Origin of the sequence: Serpentinicella alkaliphila (assembly GCF_018141405.1) — a bacterium.
Taxonomy (GTDB): domain Bacteria; phylum Bacillota; class Clostridia; order Peptostreptococcales; family Natronincolaceae; genus Serpentinicella; species Serpentinicella alkaliphila.
Map to the genome: position 1 here is coordinate 2,920,291 of NZ_CP058648.1, position 22,862 is coordinate 2,943,152.

24 protein-coding genes are annotated in these 22,862 nt (G+C 31.4%); 1 reads left to right on the top strand and 23 read right to left on the bottom strand.

The features are described from left to right. Positions 1-143 precede the first annotated feature (143 nt). The 6 genes from HZR23_RS14905 to HZR23_RS17875 all read right to left on the bottom strand — a co-directional run bounded on the left by HZR23_RS14905 (position 144) and on the right by HZR23_RS17875 (position 6,072). Entirely contained in the window at positions 144-1,325 is a 1,182-nt protein-coding gene (locus HZR23_RS14905) for an AlbA family DNA-binding domain-containing protein (RefSeq protein ID WP_213050275.1), read from the bottom strand. Positions 1,326-2,538: 1,213 nt separating this feature from the next. Next, the gene (locus HZR23_RS14910; protein ID WP_132847280.1) at positions 2,539-2,886 is read right to left on the bottom strand and encodes a hypothetical protein; all 348 of its coding nucleotides are present in this window, start codon (positions 2,884-2,886) and stop codon (positions 2,539-2,541) included. Positions 2,887-3,113: 227 nt separating this feature from the next. Next, positions 3,114-3,290 carry a hypothetical protein gene (locus HZR23_RS14915; RefSeq protein WP_165913582.1) on the bottom strand — a complete coding sequence of 59 codons (177 nt, stop codon included), beginning with the start codon at positions 3,288-3,290 and terminating at the stop codon, positions 3,114-3,116. A gap of 682 nt (positions 3,291-3,972) precedes the next feature. Beyond that, positions 3,973-4,743 (bottom strand): Dps family protein, encoded by a 771-nt coding sequence (locus HZR23_RS14920; RefSeq protein ID WP_243098146.1) that lies wholly within the window; start codon positions 4,741-4,743, stop codon positions 3,973-3,975. A gap of 685 nt (positions 4,744-5,428) precedes the next feature. Beyond that, positions 5,429-5,608 (bottom strand): response regulator transcription factor, encoded by a 180-nt coding sequence (locus HZR23_RS17930; protein WP_132847281.1) that lies wholly within the window; start codon positions 5,606-5,608, stop codon positions 5,429-5,431. A 35-nt stretch (positions 5,609-5,643) separates the two neighbouring features. Continuing rightward, positions 5,644-6,072, bottom strand: a complete 429-nt coding sequence (locus HZR23_RS17875; protein WP_330571363.1) for an IS110 family transposase — start codon at positions 6,070-6,072, stop codon at positions 5,644-5,646. Positions 6,073-6,525: 453 nt separating this feature from the next. Between HZR23_RS17875 and HZR23_RS14935 the strand changes: the two genes are divergently transcribed. Continuing rightward, on the top strand, positions 6,526-6,762 hold the full coding sequence (locus tag HZR23_RS14935; RefSeq protein ID WP_132847282.1) for a hypothetical protein: 237 nt from the start codon (positions 6,526-6,528) through the stop codon (positions 6,760-6,762). Positions 6,763-7,186: 424 nt separating this feature from the next. Here HZR23_RS14935 and hepT read toward each other — a convergent pair whose 3' ends face one another. From hepT to HZR23_RS15020, 17 genes are all read right to left on the bottom strand, one after another. After that, the gene (hepT, locus tag HZR23_RS14940) at positions 7,187-7,576 is read right to left on the bottom strand and encodes a type VII toxin-antitoxin system HepT family RNase toxin (protein WP_132847283.1); all 390 of its coding nucleotides are present in this window, start codon (positions 7,574-7,576) and stop codon (positions 7,187-7,189) included. Positions 7,577-7,835: 259 nt separating this feature from the next. Next, entirely contained in the window at positions 7,836-8,015 is a 180-nt protein-coding gene (locus HZR23_RS14945; protein ID WP_132847284.1) for a nucleotidyltransferase family protein, read from the bottom strand. Between the two features lie 205 nt (positions 8,016-8,220). Next, positions 8,221-8,427 carry a helix-turn-helix domain-containing protein gene (locus HZR23_RS14950; RefSeq protein WP_132847285.1) on the bottom strand — a complete coding sequence of 69 codons (207 nt, stop codon included), beginning with the start codon at positions 8,425-8,427 and terminating at the stop codon, positions 8,221-8,223. 15 nt (positions 8,428-8,442) lie between these two features. Then, positions 8,443-9,042, bottom strand: a complete 600-nt coding sequence (locus HZR23_RS14955) for a DUF2975 domain-containing protein (protein WP_165913583.1) — start codon at positions 9,040-9,042, stop codon at positions 8,443-8,445. A gap of 684 nt (positions 9,043-9,726) precedes the next feature. Next, a complete protein-coding gene (gene ppdK / locus HZR23_RS14960; RefSeq protein ID WP_243098152.1) occupies positions 9,727-12,312 on the bottom strand; it encodes a pyruvate, phosphate dikinase in 2,586 nt (861 codons plus the stop codon). Between the two features lie 93 nt (positions 12,313-12,405). Next, complete coding sequence (locus HZR23_RS14965) at positions 12,406-13,248, bottom strand: pyruvate, water dikinase regulatory protein (RefSeq protein WP_132847288.1); 843 nt, start codon at positions 13,246-13,248, stop codon at positions 12,406-12,408. A 15-nt stretch (positions 13,249-13,263) separates the two neighbouring features. Then, the gene (locus tag HZR23_RS14970; RefSeq protein ID WP_132847289.1) at positions 13,264-13,899 is read right to left on the bottom strand and encodes a helix-turn-helix transcriptional regulator; all 636 of its coding nucleotides are present in this window, start codon (positions 13,897-13,899) and stop codon (positions 13,264-13,266) included. Positions 13,900-14,038: 139 nt separating this feature from the next. Next, positions 14,039-15,424, bottom strand: coding sequence for a glycine--tRNA ligase (locus HZR23_RS14975; RefSeq protein ID WP_207667820.1), 1,386 nt, complete (start codon positions 15,422-15,424; stop codon positions 14,039-14,041). A gap of 269 nt (positions 15,425-15,693) precedes the next feature. Beyond that, a complete protein-coding gene (locus HZR23_RS14980; RefSeq protein ID WP_132847290.1) occupies positions 15,694-16,170 on the bottom strand; it encodes a DUF4342 domain-containing protein in 477 nt (158 codons plus the stop codon). A gap of 15 nt (positions 16,171-16,185) precedes the next feature. Continuing rightward, the gene (recO, locus tag HZR23_RS14985) at positions 16,186-16,926 is read right to left on the bottom strand and encodes a DNA repair protein RecO (protein WP_132847291.1); all 741 of its coding nucleotides are present in this window, start codon (positions 16,924-16,926) and stop codon (positions 16,186-16,188) included. An 18-nt stretch (positions 16,927-16,944) separates the two neighbouring features. Next, positions 16,945-17,094: a hypothetical protein gene (locus HZR23_RS14990; protein ID WP_165913584.1), complete on the bottom strand. Its 150-nt coding sequence runs from the start codon at positions 17,092-17,094 to the stop codon at positions 16,945-16,947. Positions 17,095-17,175: 81 nt separating this feature from the next. Further along, positions 17,176-18,063, bottom strand: coding sequence for a GTPase Era (gene era / locus HZR23_RS14995; protein ID WP_132847292.1), 888 nt, complete (start codon positions 18,061-18,063; stop codon positions 17,176-17,178). Between the two features lie 17 nt (positions 18,064-18,080). Further along, the gene (locus tag HZR23_RS15000) at positions 18,081-18,473 is read right to left on the bottom strand and encodes a cytidine deaminase (RefSeq protein WP_132847293.1); all 393 of its coding nucleotides are present in this window, start codon (positions 18,471-18,473) and stop codon (positions 18,081-18,083) included. 16 nt (positions 18,474-18,489) lie between these two features. Then, positions 18,490-19,554, bottom strand: a complete 1,065-nt coding sequence (locus HZR23_RS15005; protein WP_132847294.1) for a DUF3048 domain-containing protein — start codon at positions 19,552-19,554, stop codon at positions 18,490-18,492. A 28-nt stretch (positions 19,555-19,582) separates the two neighbouring features. Further along, positions 19,583-20,281: a diacylglycerol kinase gene (locus tag HZR23_RS15010; RefSeq protein ID WP_132847295.1), complete on the bottom strand. Its 699-nt coding sequence runs from the start codon at positions 20,279-20,281 to the stop codon at positions 19,583-19,585. A gap of 12 nt (positions 20,282-20,293) precedes the next feature. Then, positions 20,294-20,758, bottom strand: coding sequence for an rRNA maturation RNase YbeY (gene ybeY, locus HZR23_RS15015; protein WP_132847296.1), 465 nt, complete (start codon positions 20,756-20,758; stop codon positions 20,294-20,296). Then, positions 20,742-22,850: an HD family phosphohydrolase gene (locus tag HZR23_RS15020; protein WP_132847297.1), complete on the bottom strand. Its 2,109-nt coding sequence runs from the start codon at positions 22,848-22,850 to the stop codon at positions 20,742-20,744. Before HZR23_RS15020 ends, ybeY begins: the two co-directional genes overlap by 17 nt. Between the last annotated feature and the right edge of the window lie 12 nt (positions 22,851-22,862).

Consider the following 22,862-nt stretch of genomic DNA (forward strand, 5'->3'; position numbering starts at 1 on the left):
AGAAAAAACTACTATAATCAAAAAGGGCATTATCTCTTAAAATATAAGAAATACTACCCTTGTTTCATTTATATAAGTCTCCAAAATCCCCCTGACACGTCACAATCCCCTAACATTGCCAACTTATGTCTTTAACTCTTCTCTTAAATGTTTTTGAATATTTTATCCACCTTAAATCCTGGAAGTATTACCTTGAAAAGGTTTCGTCTTTCAATATTTAGTAATCTCAAGGTATTTTTTGGAAACATACCAATTAAATTTTGCAGGCTATAATTTGTCCCCAGAAATCTATTTTCCTTATCTAATGTCATCAGCCTTTGATATAGCCAATTGTTCCTTTTGGCTGGATTCAGCTCTCTAATAATGGTCTGTGGATTAGTTCCCTTAGGTAGAGTGCCTGGATTACTAACTTCTATCTTTGTACTTCCAATAACCACCACTATCTCCTTGGTTAGATCAAAATAATCCCTATGAACAACTGCATTTACAATGCATTGAAATACAGGTTCTATGGGATAATCATAGGGCTTAAAATATGTTTGCAAAAATTCTTGTGACCTATTAAGCATATCTATTATATTACCACCAATATTTGTTATCTTCTTCATTTTCTGATCATATGTAATTATTTTAATCCCAAAATAAGGCATATATATTTGAGGGTGCTCACAAAACAGCAGAAGTCCCCCTAGGGTTGGATAAAGTTTATTTGTATCATCATCATAATAAGTAATTCCAAGACTTAACCATATATCCTTTTCCACAGATTCATTTAATGATAACCCTAATTTTTTGATATATTCTTTTATTAATTGTCTATTTAATACATCGATACCAAGATTATATAGAGGAATTAACTCATTGCTTATTAAACCAATCTCTTGAAACATGTTGGCAATTTCATATCTTCTGGCAAAGTCTGTAGTAGAACCTCTACGTATATAAAAGGCACCTGTTTGTCGCATCTGATGAGGTTTAAGTGGACTCTTAAAAATAGTGATTACTCCAACATATTTGTCCTGATAATTCACCGTTTCTACCAGGAGGTTTACAGGTGGGTCACATCTATAGCTAATTATTTGTTGTATCCTCTCTTCGTTTAGATCCTCAGGATTAATCCCTTTTATTTCTTTTGTCGTATCTTTAATACCAATAATCAAATATCCTCTGCCACCTACAGAATTGGCTATTGCTATTACATCCTTAACAAATTCTTTTTTATCTGACTCTGTTTTTAAATTCAATATTTCCTTAAAATCTAGTTTTACTCCTTCTTTATTCTTTATTAAAGCCTTTAGTCTTTGTATATCCAAAGATTGACTCACCCCTCTCTGATGAAACACTATTATTTCCTATTTTTAGCTTAACTTTCACTTCTATTTAACCTCTCTCTAAATTTTCTTTTTTCCTCCTAAATAAAAACTATATCCTTTCAGTATGATTCCAGTCTTGCTACCTTTCGCATTTTAAAGAGTTCTCTTAGCTTCATTACGTACTTCTCTGTATTTATTCATATATTCATTACTCCGATAGATTATGTTAGCAATGCTGATTATTTCGTAGAATACCCATGCTTTTTGGAATTATAGCATGTAAAGTTACTAGAGTCAACGGAGTTGCAAAATAGAATGAGGATAACCCTCATATCTTTATTCAAAACATATTCTACACTATCCACTCACAAAAACTCTAAACTACGGTTGTTGATGCTTTGAAGACAAAATACCTACGTTTCAGCGTTGTTTATCCTAATCTAATAATAATTAACATTATTATTTAATGCATTGTAGCACTCCTATCCAAAATATTAATTAAATAAAGTAGTATGTACTTAAACAATTCAAGATCTATTGAAGAACTTAGTAGCAGCACCTTAAGTTTTTGCTAGGAACACAGAACTGTTTATCTATCCCACTAATATATACATATAATTTTACTTAATTATTATATTATTTCCTTGCATAGTCACAAATTCCTTTAATTTTTTTCTACAATAGTATTGATAATAAGGCTTTGCCCTATATTAGTTACATTAGTCTTATTTTGATTGATCTTTGTTGATAATCGTGACTTGTGCTACAGCTAACAAAATAGACCAACCGACTTTTTTTACTATTATGAGACACTATTTGTTATTAAATCAGAATTTTAATAATTGAAAACATTATTTTATTATTAGGTTTTGTAACGTTCTTTTCTATCATCAACAATATTTCCTTTTGGTTCTATTACCAATGAAAAAATCTTACATAATCAATATATGTCTAAGTCTAATTTAAATAAATTACAATAATTTTAGACTAAACCAGTGTCTCAAGAGCTCCCCTCGTAAGGTTGATAATTTTGCTCAGTTTCTTCATCATTACACTTATAAAATTCTTAACATATTTTTATAGACAAGCTAATATATATTAATATTACAATTAATATGTTTATGGTTATGGATATACCATAAAATAGAATCTTATATTTATGTTAGGAGGAAATACAAATGAGGAAATTTTTTCAATTAGATCCCAATACCTTTATCTTTATTAATTATATAAGCTTAGTGGGATTATTAGCTTTCTCTTTATTAAATCTGGCGGCACTGGTTACGTATATAAAATACACGTTAGGTGTATCTAACCAATTCATTGTTCTCTTACCTGCAATTAAGTTACTATTAAATATTGACTTTTTGTTTCTGGTGGCACTCATTTTAATGTACAATGCAATTGAGAAATTTTTTGATTTTAAACTTGTCTTAATAGGAGCAATGATAGGTATTGTCAGTATCTTATACATTCTAGTTAATAACAAGCCTATAGTCATGATTGCAACTCTAGGTTTATACGGACTATCAATTCCTCTATATGCCATTATTGTTGGGCCTAATATACTCACTTCAAAACGATATCATCCGTACTAAAGCAAATACTAAAAATATTTATGAAGTGCAAGAAATAATAATAAAGTCTACCTTAGAGAAATGGCATTAAATTGTGTTAGTCACTTATATTTAAACATATTAGCCATATATATACAGATATCCTATTTTAAAAAAACACTTTGATCTGAATTAATCAGCCAAAGTGTTTTATTGGTTTTACATAATAATATTTTAATATTTATTAATCTTGATATCCTGATAGTTGTTGCTGAGCACTATTAAGTGAATTTATTGCTTGTTGAATCTTATTTTTATTATCTGGTTTTTCTGCAGAATTAAGCGCTTGTTGTAATGTGTTAACAGTATTTTGTACTGATGACATACTTTGGTCAACGTACTGTTTAGCTTTTCCTGGCATATATTACACCTCCTTTAATAATGTATTCAAAAATATTATCTACTGCAGATTTAAATAATATTCGTTATTATAAACAAAAAACACCATTATTTTTGAAACGGTACACCGTAGCGATGTGCACCTGTGATTTTTATTTATTATTTATATAGTGTAAATATATGCCTTTGAAAACTTCGTAATAGCCAATCTATGACTCCTCTTATGATTTTTATTAATATTATACATATAAATGAAATTAAGTTTCAATACCTGTTCTTTATCTAAGCGTAGATTATCTCAAATATCCACTCTATAAAAATTATTAAGTTTACATGTACTACTTGCCCTATTATTTCTATTGGGCCTTGTTGATTATCTCCGCCTGTGCGGCAGCTATCAAAATAGATCAATCGACGTTTGTAGCGTTATGTAACACTTTTAAATTTCATTCTTATGCTTTGAAAACCAGTCTTCCCAATCAAAGTCCTCTTGTTTTTGTAGTGCTTCTTGCATCCTTTCAAAGGATGCATTCTATATATAGGCACAAAAGTCTCTCCTGGTCTAGGACGAAACTTGGGAAGCCCCAATTCTCTTATTTCTTCTAGCCCTAACCCAAATTTATTAGATATTAGCAATTTGTGAGGTACAACATAGGGCTATCTGGCGCATTATCTTAAAAATATTAGTAGTGTAATTTTTATTGTTATTGAATCCTTGGATTGATAGGGCGTGTTTTAGAGATATCATTATTCCCGTCAAAAAAATGTTTCATTCCTCTGACTAAAGAGTCATCTTCCAAAACACTCCATAGATGATACCCTAAATCTTCACGCTTAAGTAAAACCTCTTCTAAAACCTGAACAGTACCAAAATCCTTAAGTTCATGTGCACGTGCAATTGTTTTTCTTAACATATGTTGAATTTTAATTTCATGCTCAAGGTCATTACGTAAAAAGTCGCGCATCGTATATCGACCTTCAACTTCATGTTTGATATAAGATAATTCATGTTGAGTCACAGGATGTGCCGTTGGAACGACCCCTAATCTTGCTACTCGCTCACCTACTCTATCGATATGATCCTGTGTAACATCAATATGTTCATCTAACAAATGATGTAAACTTAAGAAAGATTCTGCTCCCTCCGTTAACCAGTGATGCTTTGTGTATTGGTGTAATGCGACATTTAAAGCGCATAAGTGATCATCAAGCATTAGCCCCATTTCTAAACGAACATCAGCTGGAAGACTGATCCCAGACCCTTCAGATCTTACGGTTCTTGGCTGCTGACGTAAAACCATGTTTTGTGGATGGTTTGTTGTATGACCTGGCATAGTTGTGTCAAAACCAGATTTTGATAATTTGAAATCATCTTGAAACTCACTTACGTTTTGTTGAACTATTTTAAAGTCCTCGTTCAAAATCTCATTATGGTTTTCATTTTGCATATTTCCACCTCTTAATTTTTTTATCATTAATTTTACCCTGCTTAATTTTTCCCTGTTCAGCATTAATTATGTATAGGAAAAAGGAAGAATTTTATTTAAATATAAATTACATATGTAAGAATGATTAGAGTTTTTTCGAGTGTTAAGAACAAAAAATAAATCGAATTAGAAAAAAAGATTATGTATTTTTATTTTGTGAATGTAGAAAGCGAAGTGTCTCTTTTTTGTTGAAGTAAAGGGCAGGTTAGCTTAATAAGGGATAAACTAATACAGAGGGAGAAAATATAGAGTTTGATATAGTGCTTGTGTGGCAGCTATCATAATACACCAATCGCCTTTTTTCAATTATGGAACACTTTTTGGCATTCAACACAACTTATAATTTTCCTCACATAATATTTGTATTTTAGTTTTAATATCAAGTCTCCTTTCTCTAGGTTTCTATTTATAGATTCGATAGTTTTTCAAGCAGTCCAGTATTCTCGCTCTAGTGTCAGAGTCCTCAAATCCTTATACTATATGCCAGGGATTCATACTCTTGTTTCAACTTTTGATTTGCTTGGGTAAATATAATATAAATCTGCATACGCGTACGCGTATCTGTATTCGTAACAAATCAAGCTACGCAACTTGTACTGACCTTGTCTCGATAAAATTCTTATCATATCAAAAGAACAGTCCCTTTCACATGGACATGATATATTCTAGGCATCTATGATTTCCTCCAATAATAGATTGCCAATTGTGTTCGATCCCTTATTTGCAATTTTTCCAGGATAACTGACAGATTATTACGTATCGTTCCTTCACTAATAAATAACTGCTCAGCGATCTCACGATTGGAAAGACCCTGTGCTATTAATTCTACAATATCCTTTTCTCTAAATGACAATTTTGTAAGTCCTTCTCTATCGGGAGATGCTTACATTATCCTGACTTTGCAAGAGTTGACAGAATTACTTGCCAGCCAAGGTCATAATATTCCCTTGAGAGATTTCTTAAATTAAGGGCAAGCTGCGACGGCATAAGAGAAACCTTTAAATCAGGCTTTAAACCGATTAAAGCAGCTTTTTTTGAATCAAATCTGTCATTATGCACTTTTCTAATGTTAATGTTTGTGCTATTCTTAGTGATGATAGGATTAATCACGGAGACATGAAATCCTTTATCACGAAGATAGCAGAAGAGGGGGTAATGATAAATTCCCGTGGATTCGATGAAAATACGACTTTCCAAAGAATACAACTCTTCTGCTTCTTTTATTTTTGAAACAGTCATAGCAAGGGAATTTAAATCAGAGTGTAGGATTTTAAAAGGCTTACCCACAAAGGTTTGGTTAGGTAGTGCAATAGACATCTAACTGAAATCTGCACCTACATCAATACCAACTGAAATAAATAAATCATATTTAGTAATGTTTGACATGAGCGTTAGCTCCTTTCTGATAGGAATCCATTTCCAAGCAATGAGTACACATCCTAGCATGTGATACGGGTATAGCCTGAGGCTCCCAACCAGCCTAAACATAAAGCCTCATTGAATGGACTAATTGACTTAATTGTAGGTATAGGTCAGTAAAAATTGACTTCCCAAGCAGGCTTACATTTTTTGTCCTATCCTTAAGGATTATACATTATGAATAGTCTGGAGTCTATCGGGAACCATCAGACATGTTAAATAGAAAAGCAACATCTGACGAAGGAAGAACTCCTTCTTCTGTTACTAAATAATAGAAATGTTTTTTAAAGAAATTGTATTTACTGCATAGTCGTTAGTGACTATGACATTATTATACTAGGAGGTTTTCGTATGAATATATTAGAGGGTTTTACTAAAAACGATGATTTAATTGAATTTATTTGTAAAAAATGCAGCTATACTTTATGGGTACCACGTTTTATAGTTCAGCAACTTGAAGAAGATAACTTATTTAATGGGCTAGATAAATCTGTTCCACCGGAGCCATTCTGCCAAGTATGTGATGGTGTAATGACACCCGTTTCATATACTGGTATACATGGTATTAAATATGAATACAAAAAGTAATTAATATTAAGCTTAATATTATATTGGTAATATTAGTCATTGCACGATGGCTTTTTTGTTTTTCCTGAAATTTTTTTTACAATATATGGTTGTAGTTGCAACTACTTGCATAAAACTAGAACTTTCCTATTAAATTAAATGAAAAAAAAAGACCTTCTCCTTTGAGAAAGTCTTAGTAATTAGTAAAATACTCTTCATTACCTTATATATATATGCACATATTCTTTTTTAACCAACATTAGATTTATATAGAGAACTATAGTTTTTGGTTACACATCTAAGTTTACGTGTATACATCTCCAATTAAATAGGAGGGCGTTGTTAATTAATTTGAAAGACGTATTGATGCTTGGGCTACAGCTAACAAAATAGACCAATCGCTGCTTTTTAGTATTATGAAACACTGTTGATAGTGCAAATCAATCTATCCATAAAAATACCTAACAATTTCCTTCATATATAACATTAGATCCTCAATGTCCTCAGTAATAATTTTATAAACCACTCCCCGATCTATCTTAACATAGTCATGAACAAGTATATTTCTAAAAGAAGCCATGTCACTAAGGTTTTCTTTTAGTTCTAAAGTTATAATTTCATTTTCATATAGTATTTCAAACACATCTCTATTAGTCTCTGGCTTTCTGTATCTCATATCACATTCTATAGCTAAGTGGAAAAATCTCTCGCTAGATCCATATATAAAAGGATTTTTTACGTACTCAACTTCAGTATATTTTTTTATATTATCTAAAAAAGCTATATTTTCCTTTAACTTGTTTAATCTAGTCATTAATGTATCTTCATTCACCACAAATAGCACGCGCTTTCTGAGTTACATCTCTTTTTTTATTGCTTGTACCATAGCTTCATTATAAACTTCCGCATAATATTGGAAGTCAAAGTACTCTCGTAGGGCTAAAGATTCTAATTCTGCTCTTCTTTCACTTTCAATTAAATATTACCATTTTTTACTACTTCATACTTTAGCAGCGGTGTAGCACTGTTAAGAGTTATAACATCTAGTTTTCTCTGAAAATACTTTGTTCCCATATCAATTATATTTCCTTTAATTATAACTTCCTTCTTAGATTCATATTTTCTTGAAACATAATTGCAATATCAACATCACTTTCATTATTATTTTTTTCTATTGCAAAAGATCCAAATAGATAAGCAAACTCTATAGGATATTGCAAGTTAACTTGAACTAGAAATTCATCTAATTTTTGTAGCAGACTCTCCTTTTCCATAGTGCCTCCTTCATATAACTGAATGATTTAAAAGCATTTTTGACTATTTTACTACCTATAGCTCTTGTTATAATTAAAATAATTGATCATTAGTGATTCTACTTCCTTTATTTTGCTTAAATTTAACAGCTGCATAATAAATTCTAATCTACCGATTTCTTTTCTAAAGTTCTACTCAAATACAATTAGTTGCCCATCCTCTTCCTTACTCTTCAAAATACTCTAACAAATCCCCTGGCTGACATTTTAGAAACCTACAAATGGCCTCTAGTGTAGAAAATCTTATAGCCTTTACTTTGCCCGTTTTTAAGTTAGATAAATTTACAATACTTATTCCTACTCCTTCAGAAAGCTCACTCAGTTGCATTTTCCTATCTGCTAGCACTCTATCTAGCCTTATAATAATTGCCATGTCCATCTCCACCCTTTACAATGTCGAATCGTATTCTTCTTGAAGATAATTTCCATATTTAAAAATACCTGCCAGAATCAGCATCATAAAACCTGTAAAAGCCATAAAGAGGTCAATGTTTATATTTATATCTAAATTCGTTATATTTAAGGTAGTAATAATCGTTTTTGCTGCCATAGCACCAGTAATTCTTAAAATAATAGACCCCAGTATTAGTATTACCCCAATAATAGTTAGTCGCTTTTCATTTTCCTTAGCAAAAGGCTTATCAGTTTCAACAGTTTCCAGTAGTGATATCAACTGCTTGAGTATAATAATGAAGCCTCCTGACGTAAATGCAGCTATCCAAGCAATGGATCTATAAATTGATTTTACAGAAACTCCCACATGAGATGCATCCATTCTGTATCGAATTAAACTGTCCATAGATAAAGTAAATCCTTTGTTGTTAGCTTCTTTTACTATAAAAATATCATCAGATAAGAATGGAACAACGATCGCTGCCACTATTAGTAAACCCATTCCTAACAAAGTAATCCAAAAAAGCCCTCCCATCACAACTCTTAAATAACCAGCGATTTTTTTTACTTTTAAAGCATATGGACTATCTTTCATGAACTTTTTCCTCCTATTATCCTTATATAACTTGTATATAATCATTATATTCATTTATTATATGTTTGTAAATAATTTTTTAATGATAATCATTAAATATTTAATGCAATATAATTTTTAATTTAGGAATTTAGTTGGTTTTGAGTAATGAACTATATTAGCAAAGGTACTGGCTATTTCTATGTCTAAATTTATAGTAGTATATGAACCTATTGGTATTTATAAATTGCAAATCGATATTATAGATTTATTGAACACTAGTGAGATGCTTTATAAAGTTGTCTTTGTATAATAAAATTCCTTTTATAAAAAACAGTTTAGGTGTTTTTAACTGTCTTCTTAAATGAATTTATCATTTATGGAACGATTCAGCATTATTAATCCTTAATGAATATAATGATACAATAATATAATTAATCTCAATCTGATTAGACTTCTTTGTAAAAAATTAATAAAATAGGGTATTAAACTTAAAGTCATTAATGAAATCAAGCTCAATACCCTACACTTTTTATATTATAGTCCATTTTAGGCATTTAGACTATTTGTCTTATTGTTTTAATTAATATTTGTTGTTTATCCCAACACTTTTGTAATCATATACCGCCGCTATAGAGAGCTATCGTTTTTGGTTACACATCTAAGTTCATGTTTATACGTCTCCAATTAAATAGGAGAACGTGTCTATTTTTGAGGTAGACGTAGCGCCGCCTGTGCAGCTGCAAGTCTTGCTATTGGCACTCTAAACGGTGAACATGACACATAGTCTAATCCTAATTGGTGACAGAACTCTATTGATGATGGGTCTCCGCCATGCTCTCCACATATACCTAGCTTAATATTGGGTCTAGTTTGCTTTCCTAAATCTGCAGCTATTTTTATTAACTTACCTACCCCAGCTCTATCTAATCTTTGGAATGGGTCTTTTTCTAATATATTCTTCTCAACATATTCTCCGATAAATCTACCAGCGTCATCTCTTGAAAATCCAAATGTCATTTGAGTAAGGTCATTTGTACCAAATGAGAAAAATTCCGCTTCTTCAGCAATTTCATCTGCAGTAATAGCTGCTCTAGGAACTTCAATCATTGTTCCAATTAAGTAGTCAATTTTTACACCCTTTTCTTGAATTACTTCATTTGCTGTTTTTATCATAAGGTTTTTAATATATTTTAACTCAGTTAACTGCCCAACTAAAGGTACCATTATTTCTGGTATTACAGTTAGATTTTCTTCTTCTTTAAGAATAATAGCAGCCTCTAATATTGCTCTCACTTGCATTTCATAAATTTCTGGATATGTTACTGCTAGTCTGCAACCTCTGTGACCAAGCATAGGGTTTACTTCTTTTAATTCTGCCACAACATTTTTTAGTTGACTAACTGAAATATTCATTTTTTTTGCAAGTTTTACAATATCCTCTTCCTCATGAGGTAGGAATTCATGTAAAGGCGGGTCTAGTAATCTAACAGTTACTGGTCTACTTCCCATTTCTCTAAAGATTTCAATAAAGTCCTGTCTTTGCATCGGCAATAATTGTTCTAAAGCATCCTTTCTTTCTTCAACATTTCTTGAAAGAATCATTTGTCTAACTACTGCAATTCTTGACTCTTCAAAGAACATATGCTCTGTTCTACATAATCCAATTCCTTCAGCACCAAAAATAATTGCTTGTTTCGTATCCTTTGGTGTATCAGCATTAGTTCTTATTTTTAATTTTCTAATTTCATCCGCCCATGCCATTAAAACTTCGAAATTACCTATTAATTCAGGGCTTTTAGTAGGTATCTCCCCATCATAAACATCACCAGTATTACCATCTAATGAAATAGCATGACCTTCGTTGTAAACTCTACCATTTATAGTAAATGTTTTGCTCTCTTCATCAATTCTAATTTCCCCAGCTCCAACAATACAACATTTACCCATACCACGGGCAACTACTGCCGCATGTGAAGTCATACCTCCTCTGGCTGTTAGTATACCTTGGCAGGCTACCATACCTTCTAAATCCTCAGGAGATGTATCTGTACGAAGTAGAATTGCTTTTTCACCTAAACTATTTGCATGAACAACATCCTCAGGAGTAAAATATGCTTTTCCTGACGCTGCCCCTGAAGACGCTGGTAGACCTTTAGTTAATAATGTGGATTTTGCTAGTTGTTCACTATCAAATGTAGGATGTAATAATTGATCCAATTGGTTTGGTTCAACTCTCATTATAGCCTCTTCTTTAGTTATTAACCCTTCTTCTACCATCTCCACTGCAATATTAATTGCTGCAGCAGCAGTTCTTTTTCCATTTCTAGTTTGTAGCACATATAGATTTTTATTTTCAATTGTAAATTCAATATCCTGCATATCCCTGTAATGCTTTTCTAAAAGATTGCATACATCAACAAACTGTTGATATGCTTCAGGCATTAATCTATCAAGTTCAGCTATTGGTTTTGGCGTTCTTATTCCAGCAACAACATCTTCACCTTGTGCATTTAGTAAAAATTCTCCATATAATAGATTTTCTCCGGTTGATGGATTTCGAGTAAATGCAACTCCTGTTCCACATGTGTCTCCCATGTTACCAAATACCATTGATTGAATATTTACTGCTGTCCCTAGATGATTTGGAATATCATTTAATCTACGATATATTATTGCCCTAGGATTGTTCCATGATTTAAATACAGCTTCAGTAGCCATTAATAGCTGCTCTCTAGTATCTTGAGGAAACTCTATATTCTTTTCTTTTCTAACTACTTCTTTATATAATTCAGAAATATCTCTTAAATCTTCCCATGTTAACTCGGTATCATGTTCAATTCCTTTATCATTTTTTCTTCTATGAAGTATAGTATCAAATTTATATTTAGGTATCTCCAAAACTACATCACCAAACATTTGAATAAATCGTCTATAGCTGTCATATGCAAATCTTTTGTTATCAGTTGCATTAGCCATTCCAACTACTGATTTATCATTTAGACCTAAATTTAAAATTGTATCCATCATTCCAGGCATTGAAAATACACTACCTGATCTAACAGACACCAACAGTGGATTATCTAGATCCCCTAGCTTCTTACCAGTCTTCCCCTCTAATTCAGCAAGATGATTAAAAATTTCTTCTTTGAGCTCATCCCAAAGCTTTGCACCTCTAACATAATATTCGTTACAGGCCTCAGTTGTAACAGTAAAACCACCTGGTACAGGTAGTCCTATTTTAGTCATTTCTCCCAAGTTAGCACCTTTACCACCTAATAGGGATTTCATCTCTGCAGTACCCTCATTAAAATCATATACAAATTTTTTCAATTGCTGCACCTCCGGTATTATGTAATATCATATATTTATCAATTTTTATTACTAAAAGGATTTCCCATTAGAAAATTTATGACCCTTTTCTCTAAATATTTCAAGTATTATACTTGCACTTTCCTCAACTGCTTTAGTCGATACATCAATTACTGGACAACCTAATCTCTTCATTATTCCTTCAGCATATTCTAATTCTTCTAATATTCTTTCTATACTTGCATAGTTTGCTTCACTTTTTAAACCTAAAGCCTTTAATCTTTCCTGTCTAATTTCAATAAGTTTAAAAGGATTAGTTGTAAGTCCAATTATTTTAGCAGATGACACCTCGTATAATTCCTTTGGCACTGGAACTTCAGGTACTAAAGGCACATTTGCTACCTTTAAATGCTTGTGTGCTAAATACATACTTAAAGGAGTTTTAGAGGTTCTGGATATACCAGTTAATATTATATCAGCTTTTTTTAAACCTCTTGGGTCCTTACCATCATCATACTTTACAGCAAATTCTATAGCTTCTACTTTTCTAAAATATTTTTCATCCAGCTTTCTTATAATACCTGGTTCACGTTTTGGCTCTGTTCCAATTACTTTTGTAAAACCAGTCAAAATTGGCGACATTACATCAATTATAGAGATATTATTTTTAGTTGCTTCTTCTACAAGAAATCCTTTTAAACAATCCTTCACAATTGTGAATATTATTATTGAATTTTCGTGTTTGGCTTCCTCAACCAGGTCTAAAATCTGTCTTTGTTCATTAATAAATGGAAATCTTCGAATGTCATAATCTTGAATGTTAAATTGACTTATTGCTGCCTTTGAAACTTGTTCTGCTGTTTCCCCAATGGAGTCAGAAACTACATAAATTGCTAACTGATTATTTATTTCCATATTTATTTCCTCCTCCTAACCTTTACAAAGTTCAACAAATAGTTTTGTAATGTTACTTTTCGAAATTCTTCCAATAACTCTTTGTTTGATTTTACCCTCATCTTCAAAATCCTCAATTACTGGCAAACTATCTATTTCATATTCTATTATTCTATTAGCTGCTACAATAACATTTTCATTTTTTCGTATCGTTACAATAGGCTTTCTAGTCATGACCATTCCTACTGGAATTTTATTAATATCCGAGCCACCAATAATACTTTTAAGCAAGTCTTTACGTGAAACTACACCACTCAAACTACCATTAGTATTTACATATATTGTACCTACATCCTCTAAAAATAAAGTGACAATAGTATCATATAATGTTGTTTGGTCATTGACCACAATTGGTAGTGACATAATATCTTCTATTTTAATATTAGATATTTTTTGTAGCATTATATTTTGATTGGCATTTCCAGTATAGAAATAACCTACTTTTGGTCTTGCATCTAATATACCCATCATTGTTAACACAGACAAATCAGGCCTTAAGGCAGCTCTTGTAATATTTAAGCTACATGCTATTTGCTCACTAGTAACAGGCTGTTTCATTTTTACAATATCTATAATTTTCTCTTGTCTTTTAGATAATTGAATCATTATCACCTCTTTATTGTGCTACACTAATAATCATATGTGCTATAGTATATAAATAATTTATCATAATTATTTTATTTTTTCCATAGTATTTTTAAATTATTTAAAAAAAATCAGTCGAAATTTGTTTTTTCGACTGATTTTTATATTAAAATCTTAGTTTATTATTTAAGTATACTTCTAATTCTGATATATTAATTCTTTCCTGCTCCATAGTATCTCTATGTCTAACTGTTACTGCATTATCTTCTAAAGAATCATAATCAAAAGTAATACAGAAAGGAGTTCCAATCTCATCATGCCTTCTATACCTTTTACCTATACTTCCAGCATCATCATAATCCACATTAAAGCTTTCAGATAAGCTATCAAATATTTTTAAAGCATCATCCTTTAACTTTTTAGTCAATGGTAGTACTGCTGCTTTAAAAGGTGCTAAGAATGGATGTAATTTTAAAACTACCCTAGTATCATTCTCATCAATTACTTCCTCGTTGTATGCATCTACTAAAAATGCTAATGTAACCCTATCCGCACCTAATGAAGGTTCTATACAGTATGGTACATATTTTTCATTTGTAATTGGATCTTGATATGTAAAATCTACTCCTGAATGCTCACTATGTTGTTTTAAATCAAAATCTGTTCTGTCAGCAATTCCCCACAACTCGCCCCATCCAAATGGGAATTTGAATTCTATATCAGTAGTAGCATTACTATAATGAGATAATTCATCCTGCGAATGAGCTCTTAATCTAATATTTTCTCTGTTCATATCAAGACTTACTAACCAATTTTCACAGAAGCTTAACCAGTATTCAAACCACTCTAAATCTTCACCGGGTTTACAGAAAAACTCAAGCTCCATTTGCTCAAACTCTCTAGTTCTGAAAGTAAAGTTACCTGGAGTAATTTCATTTCTGAAAGATTTACCTATTTGACCGATACCAAAAGGTACTTTCTTTCTAGATGTTCTTTGTACGTTTTTAAAGTTTACAAAAATACCCTGTGCAGTTTCTGGTCTTAAATAGATTTGAGTACTTGTATCCTCTGTAACTCCTTGGAAAGTTTTAAACATTAGATTGAATTGTCTAATGTCTGTAAACTCTTTGGCTTCACACTCTGGACAGACAATACCCTTTTCCACTATAAACTGTTTCATTTGATCGTTTGACCAACCATCTACAACTTGATTTAAGTTGTTTTTATGGAAATAATCTTCAATCAACTTATCAGCTCTATGTCTTGCTTTACACTTTTTACAATCCATTAATGGATCATTAAATCCTCCTACATGACCTGATGCAACCCAAGCCTGGGGGTTCATTAAAATTGCAGAATCTAATCCTACATTATATGGACTTTGCTGAATAAATTTTTTCCACCAAGCCTTTTTAACATTATTTTTAAGTTCTACACCTAATGGACCATAATCCCAAGTATTTGCCAATCCTCCATATATTTCTGAACCAGGGAAAATAAACCCTCTTGATTTAGCCAATGAAACTATCTTTTCCATCGATTTTTCTGACATGATTTCACTCCTCCTTAGTAACACTTAAAAACATAAAGCCTTTCACCCCACAACTGGAACGAAAGACTTATAGCTAATCTTCCACATCTTATAATAAAATTTATCAAATATTGTGTCTATTGTCAATAAAATGAGACTTAATTCAGAGGAAATTTTAATTTCTCTAAATTATAGCCTAATCTTTTTAGGGCTATTGTACTTACTCTTTTTTCATTTACTATACCAATATTAAACTACGAAATTTTATTTTTATATATTAGTTGTTATAATTAAAAATCTCTATCTTCTTCATCGTCAATATTTATTGTTATATTATTTCTTAGATTATTAATTTTAGACTCTGCCATCTCATTTATATCTACTACTTCCCCATCTTTTTTAACAATTTCAACTTTCATTCTAGATACTAAGGCAGCAGATACACCTAAAATAGCTGCAACTGGTGCAAGAATAACTCCTATAGCCCCAGCTGTTACGGGAATATTCAATATAGTTTCGTCATCCTTTTTAAGTATGACCTTTGTTACATTACCCTTTTCAATTACTTTTTTTAGCTTTTCTAACATTTCACTACCAGTCTCACTGGCATTTTTAGTCCAGCCTTTATCTACTTCTTCTTCCTCTAAGCTAATAAGAGCATCTACGACACTACCATTGTTAGCTTCTAAAGCTTCCTTAGCCTTTTTGTATGACACTCCTGTTCTGTCCCTTACGATATCAATTTTTTCTAAACTAATATCTACCATATTACCACTCCTATTTTAAATTTTTTCGATTATGTCTAAACTCTTAAAGCTTTGTTTATTAATATGTACAAAAATATACTCTTTTAGTACTTTACTTAATTCTAAATTTAAAAAATTACTAATTTTTAGCTTTTGAATTTCACTTATATCTTTAACAAGAAGATATTTTGCTAATTTTAAAGTATAATCAGACATTTTTATAGCCTTATAATCTATACTATGACAATTACTACACAAAAGCCCACCCTCTTTAGGACTAAATTTCCAACCTGTTTGTTGAGTACTTCCACAGTTTACACAATCATTTAGCTGAGGAGTGTAACCTGAATAGTGAAGAAATTTAATTTCAAAGGCTCTTAGCACTGTATTTAGCTCCGCTTCAGGATTTGACATAATTAATAAAGTTTTTCCAAGGAGATTAAATAGTCTATTGTTAGTTTGTCCTTCTCGAGTCTCGGCGCTAACAAGTTCCAAAAGGTAGGCAGCATATGTTAATCTATCTAAGTCTTCTCTAAGTTTATAAAAACTTTGCTTTACATCACACTGTGACACTGTGTAAAGACTTTTACCTTTATAAAGAACAAAGTCACTATAACAAAAGGGCTGTACGCCCGATAAAAGTACACTCTTCGGGTTACGAGCACCTTTAGCCACAGCACTTACTTTTCCTAATTTTCTAGTAAATATAACTAGCAGGCTGTCATTTTCATTAAATTTTGAATTCTTTAATACAATACCTGCTGTTTTTATTAACATAAGAACCCCACTTTATTTCTATCTCACCTGATCATTTACAGCTATTTTTTCAAATAGTTTATCTGTCAATAGATCACCTTTATTTAAATCTTTAACCTTATTTAAGTATAAAATCGCCTCGATATTTCCTGTATTTTTAAATATGTTCCAAATAGATTCGTTTAACATTTCAAAGTCCCCTTTCGAAATTTATTTACTACTATTTTTTGTAAGGGGACGATGTTTATGCATTGTAATTTTTAGTAAAATTTACTCATATCCAAAATTTCTTAAATTGGATTGGTTATTTCTCCAATCTTCTTTAACTTTAACCCAAGTTTCTAAAAACACTTTTGTGCCTAATAGCCTCTCTATATCTTGTCTTGCACTTTTACCGATGCCTTTTAGCTTTCTTCCATTTTTTCCAATAATAATTCCCTTATGGGAGTTTCTTTCACAATATATGGTCGCACTAATATCAATTATATCACTATCTTTTCGTGGTTTCATATGCATTATTTCGACTGCTACACCATGAGGAACTTCCTGATCAGTGTAATGCAAAACCTTTTCTCTAATTATTTCAGCAACGATAACTCTCTCTGGCTGATCTGTAATCATATCACCAGGGAAGTACTGAGGTCCTTCTTCAAGAAAGTCTTTAATCTTTTCAACTAATGCATTGAGATTAGCATTCTCCAATGCTGAAATACCAATAATATCAGCAAAGATATTTTGATCTTTGAATTGCTCATATAAATTTTTAAACTGCTCTGGATTCATTAAATCAATCTTATTCATTACTAAAATTATTGGAGTTTTAATCTCCCTTAATTGTTCCATAATGAATTGATCTCCAGGGCCAATATCTTTCGATTCATCTACAACAAATAGTACTACATCAACTTCTCTTAAGGTCTCCTTAGCTGTATTTATCATATACTCCCCAAGCTTATGCTTAGGTTTATGCATACCTGGTGTATCAATAAAAATTATTTGACAATCCTCAGATGTATATATACTTTGAATCCTATTTCTTGTTGTTTGAGGTTTATCTGACATAATAGCGATTTTTTCGCCTATTAGCTTATTCATTAATGTTGATTTCCCAACATTAGGCCTACCTATAATTGAAACAAAACCTGACTTAAAAGTCATTCCTTAACACTCCTTTGTTATTTAAGATCCTCTGACGAAAACGAATGAGGTAATAATTCACTTATATCAAATACTTTATACTCTGTTTCAGATTTTGCTATAATTAATTTTATATCCTTTCCAAATTCCACTATTACCTGTCTACAGATTCCACAAGGGAAAGTATACTCATCCTCTGCCCCAACTACTGCAATAACCGCTATATCCTTATGCCCTTCAGATACTGCTTTAAAAATAGCGGTTCTTTCCGCACAATTTGTAGCACCGTAGGACGCACATTCAATATTGCAACCAGTATATATTTTTCCAGATTTCGTTAGTAACGCAGCACCAACATTAAAGGATGAATACGGGGTATAAGCATATTTTTGGGCTTCGAAAGCCTTTTTAACTAAATTACTATAGTCCATGTTTACCTCCTATTTACTACCTTAATTCAATTTCTTTATTACTAGGGAAAATTCCAATATATGTTTTTCCTGTGTTAATAATTAGCTCTTTACCTGACTCATCTTTAAAAACAGTTGGAGTATTATGATTTTTTTTACTCCATGTTATCTCTTTAGCCATTCCATTAGTTATATAAAGACCCTTACCTTCTCCAATTAATTTAACATCTCTTCTACCTTCTGCATCTCCAGGAATTAGACGGATATCTGTAAACTGAACAATTATATTTTTGAATTCTAATTGTTTATAATTATTTTCATCTATATGTGAATTTTTATGATGACTTTTTTTATATAAATGTAATTGTTCATCATAAATAAATTCAGAAACATATGTTTTAGAAAACGGTATAATCACTTCATTTGCTTCTTTTCCTATTGGTATAATTTCTTCCTCGCTAAAATTAAAAAATGGTTTAGAATCTTTATTTCTTTCAACTCTATACTTCACTTTATCCCAACCAGCTAATATTCTATCCCCACTTGTATATAGACTGTGCTCTAGCATCCCTTTTTGCTTCCTTCTAACAGCATCTCTCCATGTCATAATACCTTCTAAGCCAGATAGAGTATTTATATTTGACGGTTTTAAAGTTTTTATAGCCTCGAATGCCTGTGGGCTTCCACCATGGTGTATTATTATAGCGTCATGATCAAAGCTAATATTAAAATAGTAATCCCGTATGCTTCTTACTGGACCAATTTTTTCAGACTCTAACTCTTGAAATATAGCTACTAATCTAGTTATATCTCCTTCAGCTAACACTTCATATATTAAATCAGCTTCAGAAATACCACTTTGGGGTAAAGCCATTTTAATATTGTTAATCATTATAGCCACAGGTCTTCTACTAGCAACTTCTTCATCAATCCAAAGACCTGTTAATGGGTTTTTAGCTAGACCCTCATAAGAAAAGGATTCTTCTTGAATAACTTCTTCATTTATTTCTGGTACATTAGTTTCTTTTTTAGTAGAACACCCAGTTAAAACAATAGAAAAAACCACTAATATTAGAAGCATTGTTCTCAATTTATTATTCATTGTTATCCCCCTCTTTTGTGATATCTTCTTAGCTAAAAAATTGAAAGAAAATTACTGTTACTATAATCCCTATTACCGCCCCAACTAAAATTTCATAAACATTATGTATTCGCGTTTCAATTCTACTTTGGCAAACTAATAAAGCCATTAATAGTGACAAAGTTCCTATAAACATATTTTCCGAAATAAAAGTAATAGACGTGGCTAATGCAAAAGAAATAGCTGCATGTCCGCTGGGCATTCCCCCCTGCATTGCTGTTCCTTTTCCAAAATATGCCTTCAATCCAATTGTTATAAAAATTACAACTAAAAATGCGATAAAAGTAATATGTATCGGAGATTGTCTAACCCTTGTTAACACCATATGTGTATATGGATTAAGTCTATGAAAAAAAATTAAATATGCCACAACAACAGCATTAAGGGCAGCAATTAAAACTGCCCCGGCAGCAACATTTTTAGCAATTTTAGCAAAAATATTGTATTGATCAGTTATCAAATCTATTGTCGACTCAATAGATGTGTTAATCATCTCTGCAATAAGAACTAAAGTAATTGTGAGCAGCAGCAAAATAATCTCTACTTTACTAAAGTTAAAAAACAAACTTGCAACTAACACAAATACCGTGACAATAAAATGTATTTTCATATTTCGCTGCGTCTTTAATGCATATATAATTCCCTCAAAGGCATAGTTAAAGCTATCAAGTAATTTTCTAACTCTCATATTTTACTCCACTCATTCCCTTATTAATCCTAATTCCGTTAATACTGCTTCTTCTTTTTCTCTCATCTCATTTGTACTTTCTTCATCAAAGTGATCATAGCCCATTAGATGGAACATAGAATGCACAAATAGAAACACTAGCTCTCTAATTAATGAATGATTATATTCTTTTGCCTGCTCAATAGCCTTTTCTGTTGATATAACTATATCACCTAAGGCCTTTTCTTCATCAAAAACCGGTGTTTCTCCATTAAATTCAACTAATGGAAAAGATAGAACATCCGTTGCATAATCCTTTCCCCTATACATTTTATTCAACCGTTGAATTTCTTTATTACTCACTAATGACAGACTTATTTCAAAATCCCTGTCCCATTTTTCATGCTTTAAACATTTTACAGCTGCTTTCTTAAACATATCAATTATTTCATTGTTTAATTCGATAAATTTTTGCTTATTTCTAATTACTAGTTTCACTGGCTTTCCTTCCCTTCAAATCCTTTACATCTAAATCTGGATATTCAATTCTCTCATGGAATATACCTAAAATAATTTTAATAAAGGTTTGTTTTATTAGTTCGAGTTCCTTTAAGGTCAAATCACATTCATCTAACTGACCATCTTCTAGTTTTTCTTGAATAATTTTTGATACAAGTTTTTCAATTTTTTCCTTTGTTGGCGAAGAGATACTTCTTACCGCTGCCTCTGCTGAATCTGCTAACATTACAATTGCTGTCTCTTTAGTTCTAGGTTTAGGACCATGATATCTAAATGTATGCTCATCTACACAATCTATGCTATCATCATTTTTTGCCTTATGATAAAAATATGCTACTAGAGTATTCCCATGATGTTGTTCTATAAAATCAATGATCTCCACAGGCAGTTTGTGTTTTTTTGCTAGTTCCACACCATCTCTTATATGCCCCGTAATAATTAAGCTACTTAAAGATGGATTTATTTTGTCATGGGGGTTCTCTGATGTAAGCTGATTCTCTTTAAAAAAGTACGGCCTTTTAGTTTTACCAATATCATGATAGAAGGCACCAACTCTTGCCAAAAGGGGATTTCCACCAACTGCATCAGTTGCAGACTCACTTAAATTACCTACGATTATACTATGGTGATAGGTTCCCGGAGTTTCTAATAAAAGTTTTTTTAGTAAAGGATGATTTGGGTTTGCTAATTCTAAGAGTTTTAGTGGCGTTACAATACCAAATAAATTTTCCCAGAGTGGTAATGTCCCTATAGTTAGTATTGCACATAAAACACCATTAATAAACCCATATATTGTAAGGCTAATGACCTTTGCAAATTCATTACTATATATGAACCATATTCCTATTATTATAGCGACATTTACAATTCCAACTACAAGACCAGATAAAAGTAGACTTGAACGTTGATGTGTGTGTAGAACACTAAATACACCTACTGTACCACCAACAATTGCCATTACAATGAAAATTATATCATTTCCAGTTAAAATACTTATTAATATAGTTAAACATATATTTATTAATAATCCTAGCCTAGGTTCGATTAATATTGATAAAAGCATTGCACTTGCCCCAACAGGTATAAGGTAGATAGAAATATTTGCAATTGCCTCGGAAATAATTAATGTTGTAATAAATATAATTGATATCATTAAAAGCTTATCAGTTTTTAATAAGAGATCTTTATTAAAAACATAAATATATGCAATAATCAATAACTCGAAAGCTATACCTATTAGCAAAATCCCTAGATAAAGCATAAAGTCAATTTTATTCTCTTCCTCTAATATTGAAAGTTCACCTAACAACTTATATTTATCTAAAGTAATGACTTCCCCCTGCTCAATAATTAAGTCACCCTTTTTTACCATTACTTTAGGTATGCTTTCCATAGCCTCTTGTTTTTTTTGCTGAGTCAACTCTAAATCTAAAAACTGGTTAGGCCTAATAGCTGTGTTAATTAAACTAATTGCAAATTCTCTTTTAGGTACGCTGAAATCGCTAATGTTTAATACGAATTCTCTAATATCATTTTTTTGCCTTTGTAAATCCTCTACCTTTAGCCCGGTATTCATATTTTGAGCAACAATTTCATATATGTATGTTTCTAAATATTTAAGTTTTTCGTTTGATGTATTTAGTATTGCTTGAAAAGTTTCTTCTGTCAAATCGTAAGTGTTATTATTAATTAGAGCATTTATTTTTTCATCATTTTCCAATTCACTATTGTCCTTAACGGAATAAATATATGATAAATAGCTTTCTATTTCTCTCTTTACCTCTAAATGCACCCCTAAATCGACTTTATATATTAAGTCCACAGATTCTGCTGCTTCACTTCTAAGTCGTTCAGTCTCCCATTTATTTTCAATGTCCTTAGGAGAATAAATATTTATTGTGGCTGTTTCTCCAAGATTTAGGTCAAACTTTTCGGGAATTAAATGATTGGCTAATATAGCTGTAATACTTATTAGAAATATAAGCGCAACAAAAAATTGTTGTATTTGTCTCCTCTTAAAAAGTCTACCTATAAATGTATTATTAAGCTTGTCCATTATTTTATTAGCCATATACTCACCCCC

Coding starts and splice junctions, on each gene's coding strand:
- HZR23_RS14915 (WP_165913582.1), bottom strand. CDS start 3,290: ATGCCAGGAAAAGCTAAACAGTACGTTGACCAAAGTATGTCATCAGTA.
- HZR23_RS14920 (WP_243098146.1), bottom strand. CDS start 4,743: ATGATAAAAAAATTAAGAGGTGGAAATATGCAAAATGAAAACCATAAT.
- HZR23_RS17875 (WP_330571363.1), bottom strand. CDS start 6,072: ATGTCTATTGCACTACCTAACCAAACCTTTGTGGGTAAGCCTTTTAAA.
- HZR23_RS14935 (WP_132847282.1), top strand. CDS start 6,526: ATGAATATATTAGAGGGTTTTACTAAAAACGATGATTTAATTGAATTT.
- HZR23_RS14945 (WP_132847284.1), bottom strand. CDS start 8,015: ATGGAAAAGGAGAGTCTGCTACAAAAATTAGATGAATTTCTAGTTCAA.
- HZR23_RS14950 (WP_132847285.1), bottom strand. CDS start 8,427: ATGGCAATTATTATAAGGCTAGATAGAGTGCTAGCAGATAGGAAAATG.
- HZR23_RS14955 (WP_165913583.1), bottom strand. CDS start 9,042: ATGAAAGATAGTCCATATGCTTTAAAAGTAAAAAAAATCGCTGGTTAT.
- ppdK (WP_243098152.1), bottom strand. CDS start 12,312: ATGAAATCCCTATTAGGTGGTAAAGGTGCTAACTTGGGAGAAATGACT.
- HZR23_RS14965 (WP_132847288.1), bottom strand. CDS start 13,248: ATGGAAATAAATAATCAGTTAGCAATTTATGTAGTTTCTGACTCCATT.
- HZR23_RS14975 (WP_207667820.1), bottom strand. CDS start 15,424: ATGTCAGAAAAATCGATGGAAAAGATAGTTTCATTGGCTAAATCAAGA.
- HZR23_RS14980 (WP_132847290.1), bottom strand. CDS start 16,170: ATGGTAGATATTAGTTTAGAAAAAATTGATATCGTAAGGGACAGAACA.
- recO (WP_132847291.1), bottom strand. CDS start 16,926: ATGTTAATAAAAACAGCAGGTATTGTATTAAAGAATTCAAAATTTAAT.
- HZR23_RS14990 (WP_165913584.1), bottom strand. CDS start 17,094: ATGTTAAACGAATCTATTTGGAACATATTTAAAAATACAGGAAATATC.
- era (WP_132847292.1), bottom strand. CDS start 18,063: ATGACTTTTAAGTCAGGTTTTGTTTCAATTATAGGTAGGCCTAATGTT.
- HZR23_RS15000 (WP_132847293.1), bottom strand. CDS start 18,473: ATGGACTATAGTAATTTAGTTAAAAAGGCTTTCGAAGCCCAAAAATAT.
- HZR23_RS15005 (WP_132847294.1), bottom strand. CDS start 19,554: ATGAATAATAAATTGAGAACAATGCTTCTAATATTAGTGGTTTTTTCT.
- HZR23_RS15010 (WP_132847295.1), bottom strand. CDS start 20,281: ATGAGAGTTAGAAAATTACTTGATAGCTTTAACTATGCCTTTGAGGGA.
- HZR23_RS15020 (WP_132847297.1), bottom strand. CDS start 22,850: ATGGCTAATAAAATAATGGACAAGCTTAATAATACATTTATAGGTAGA.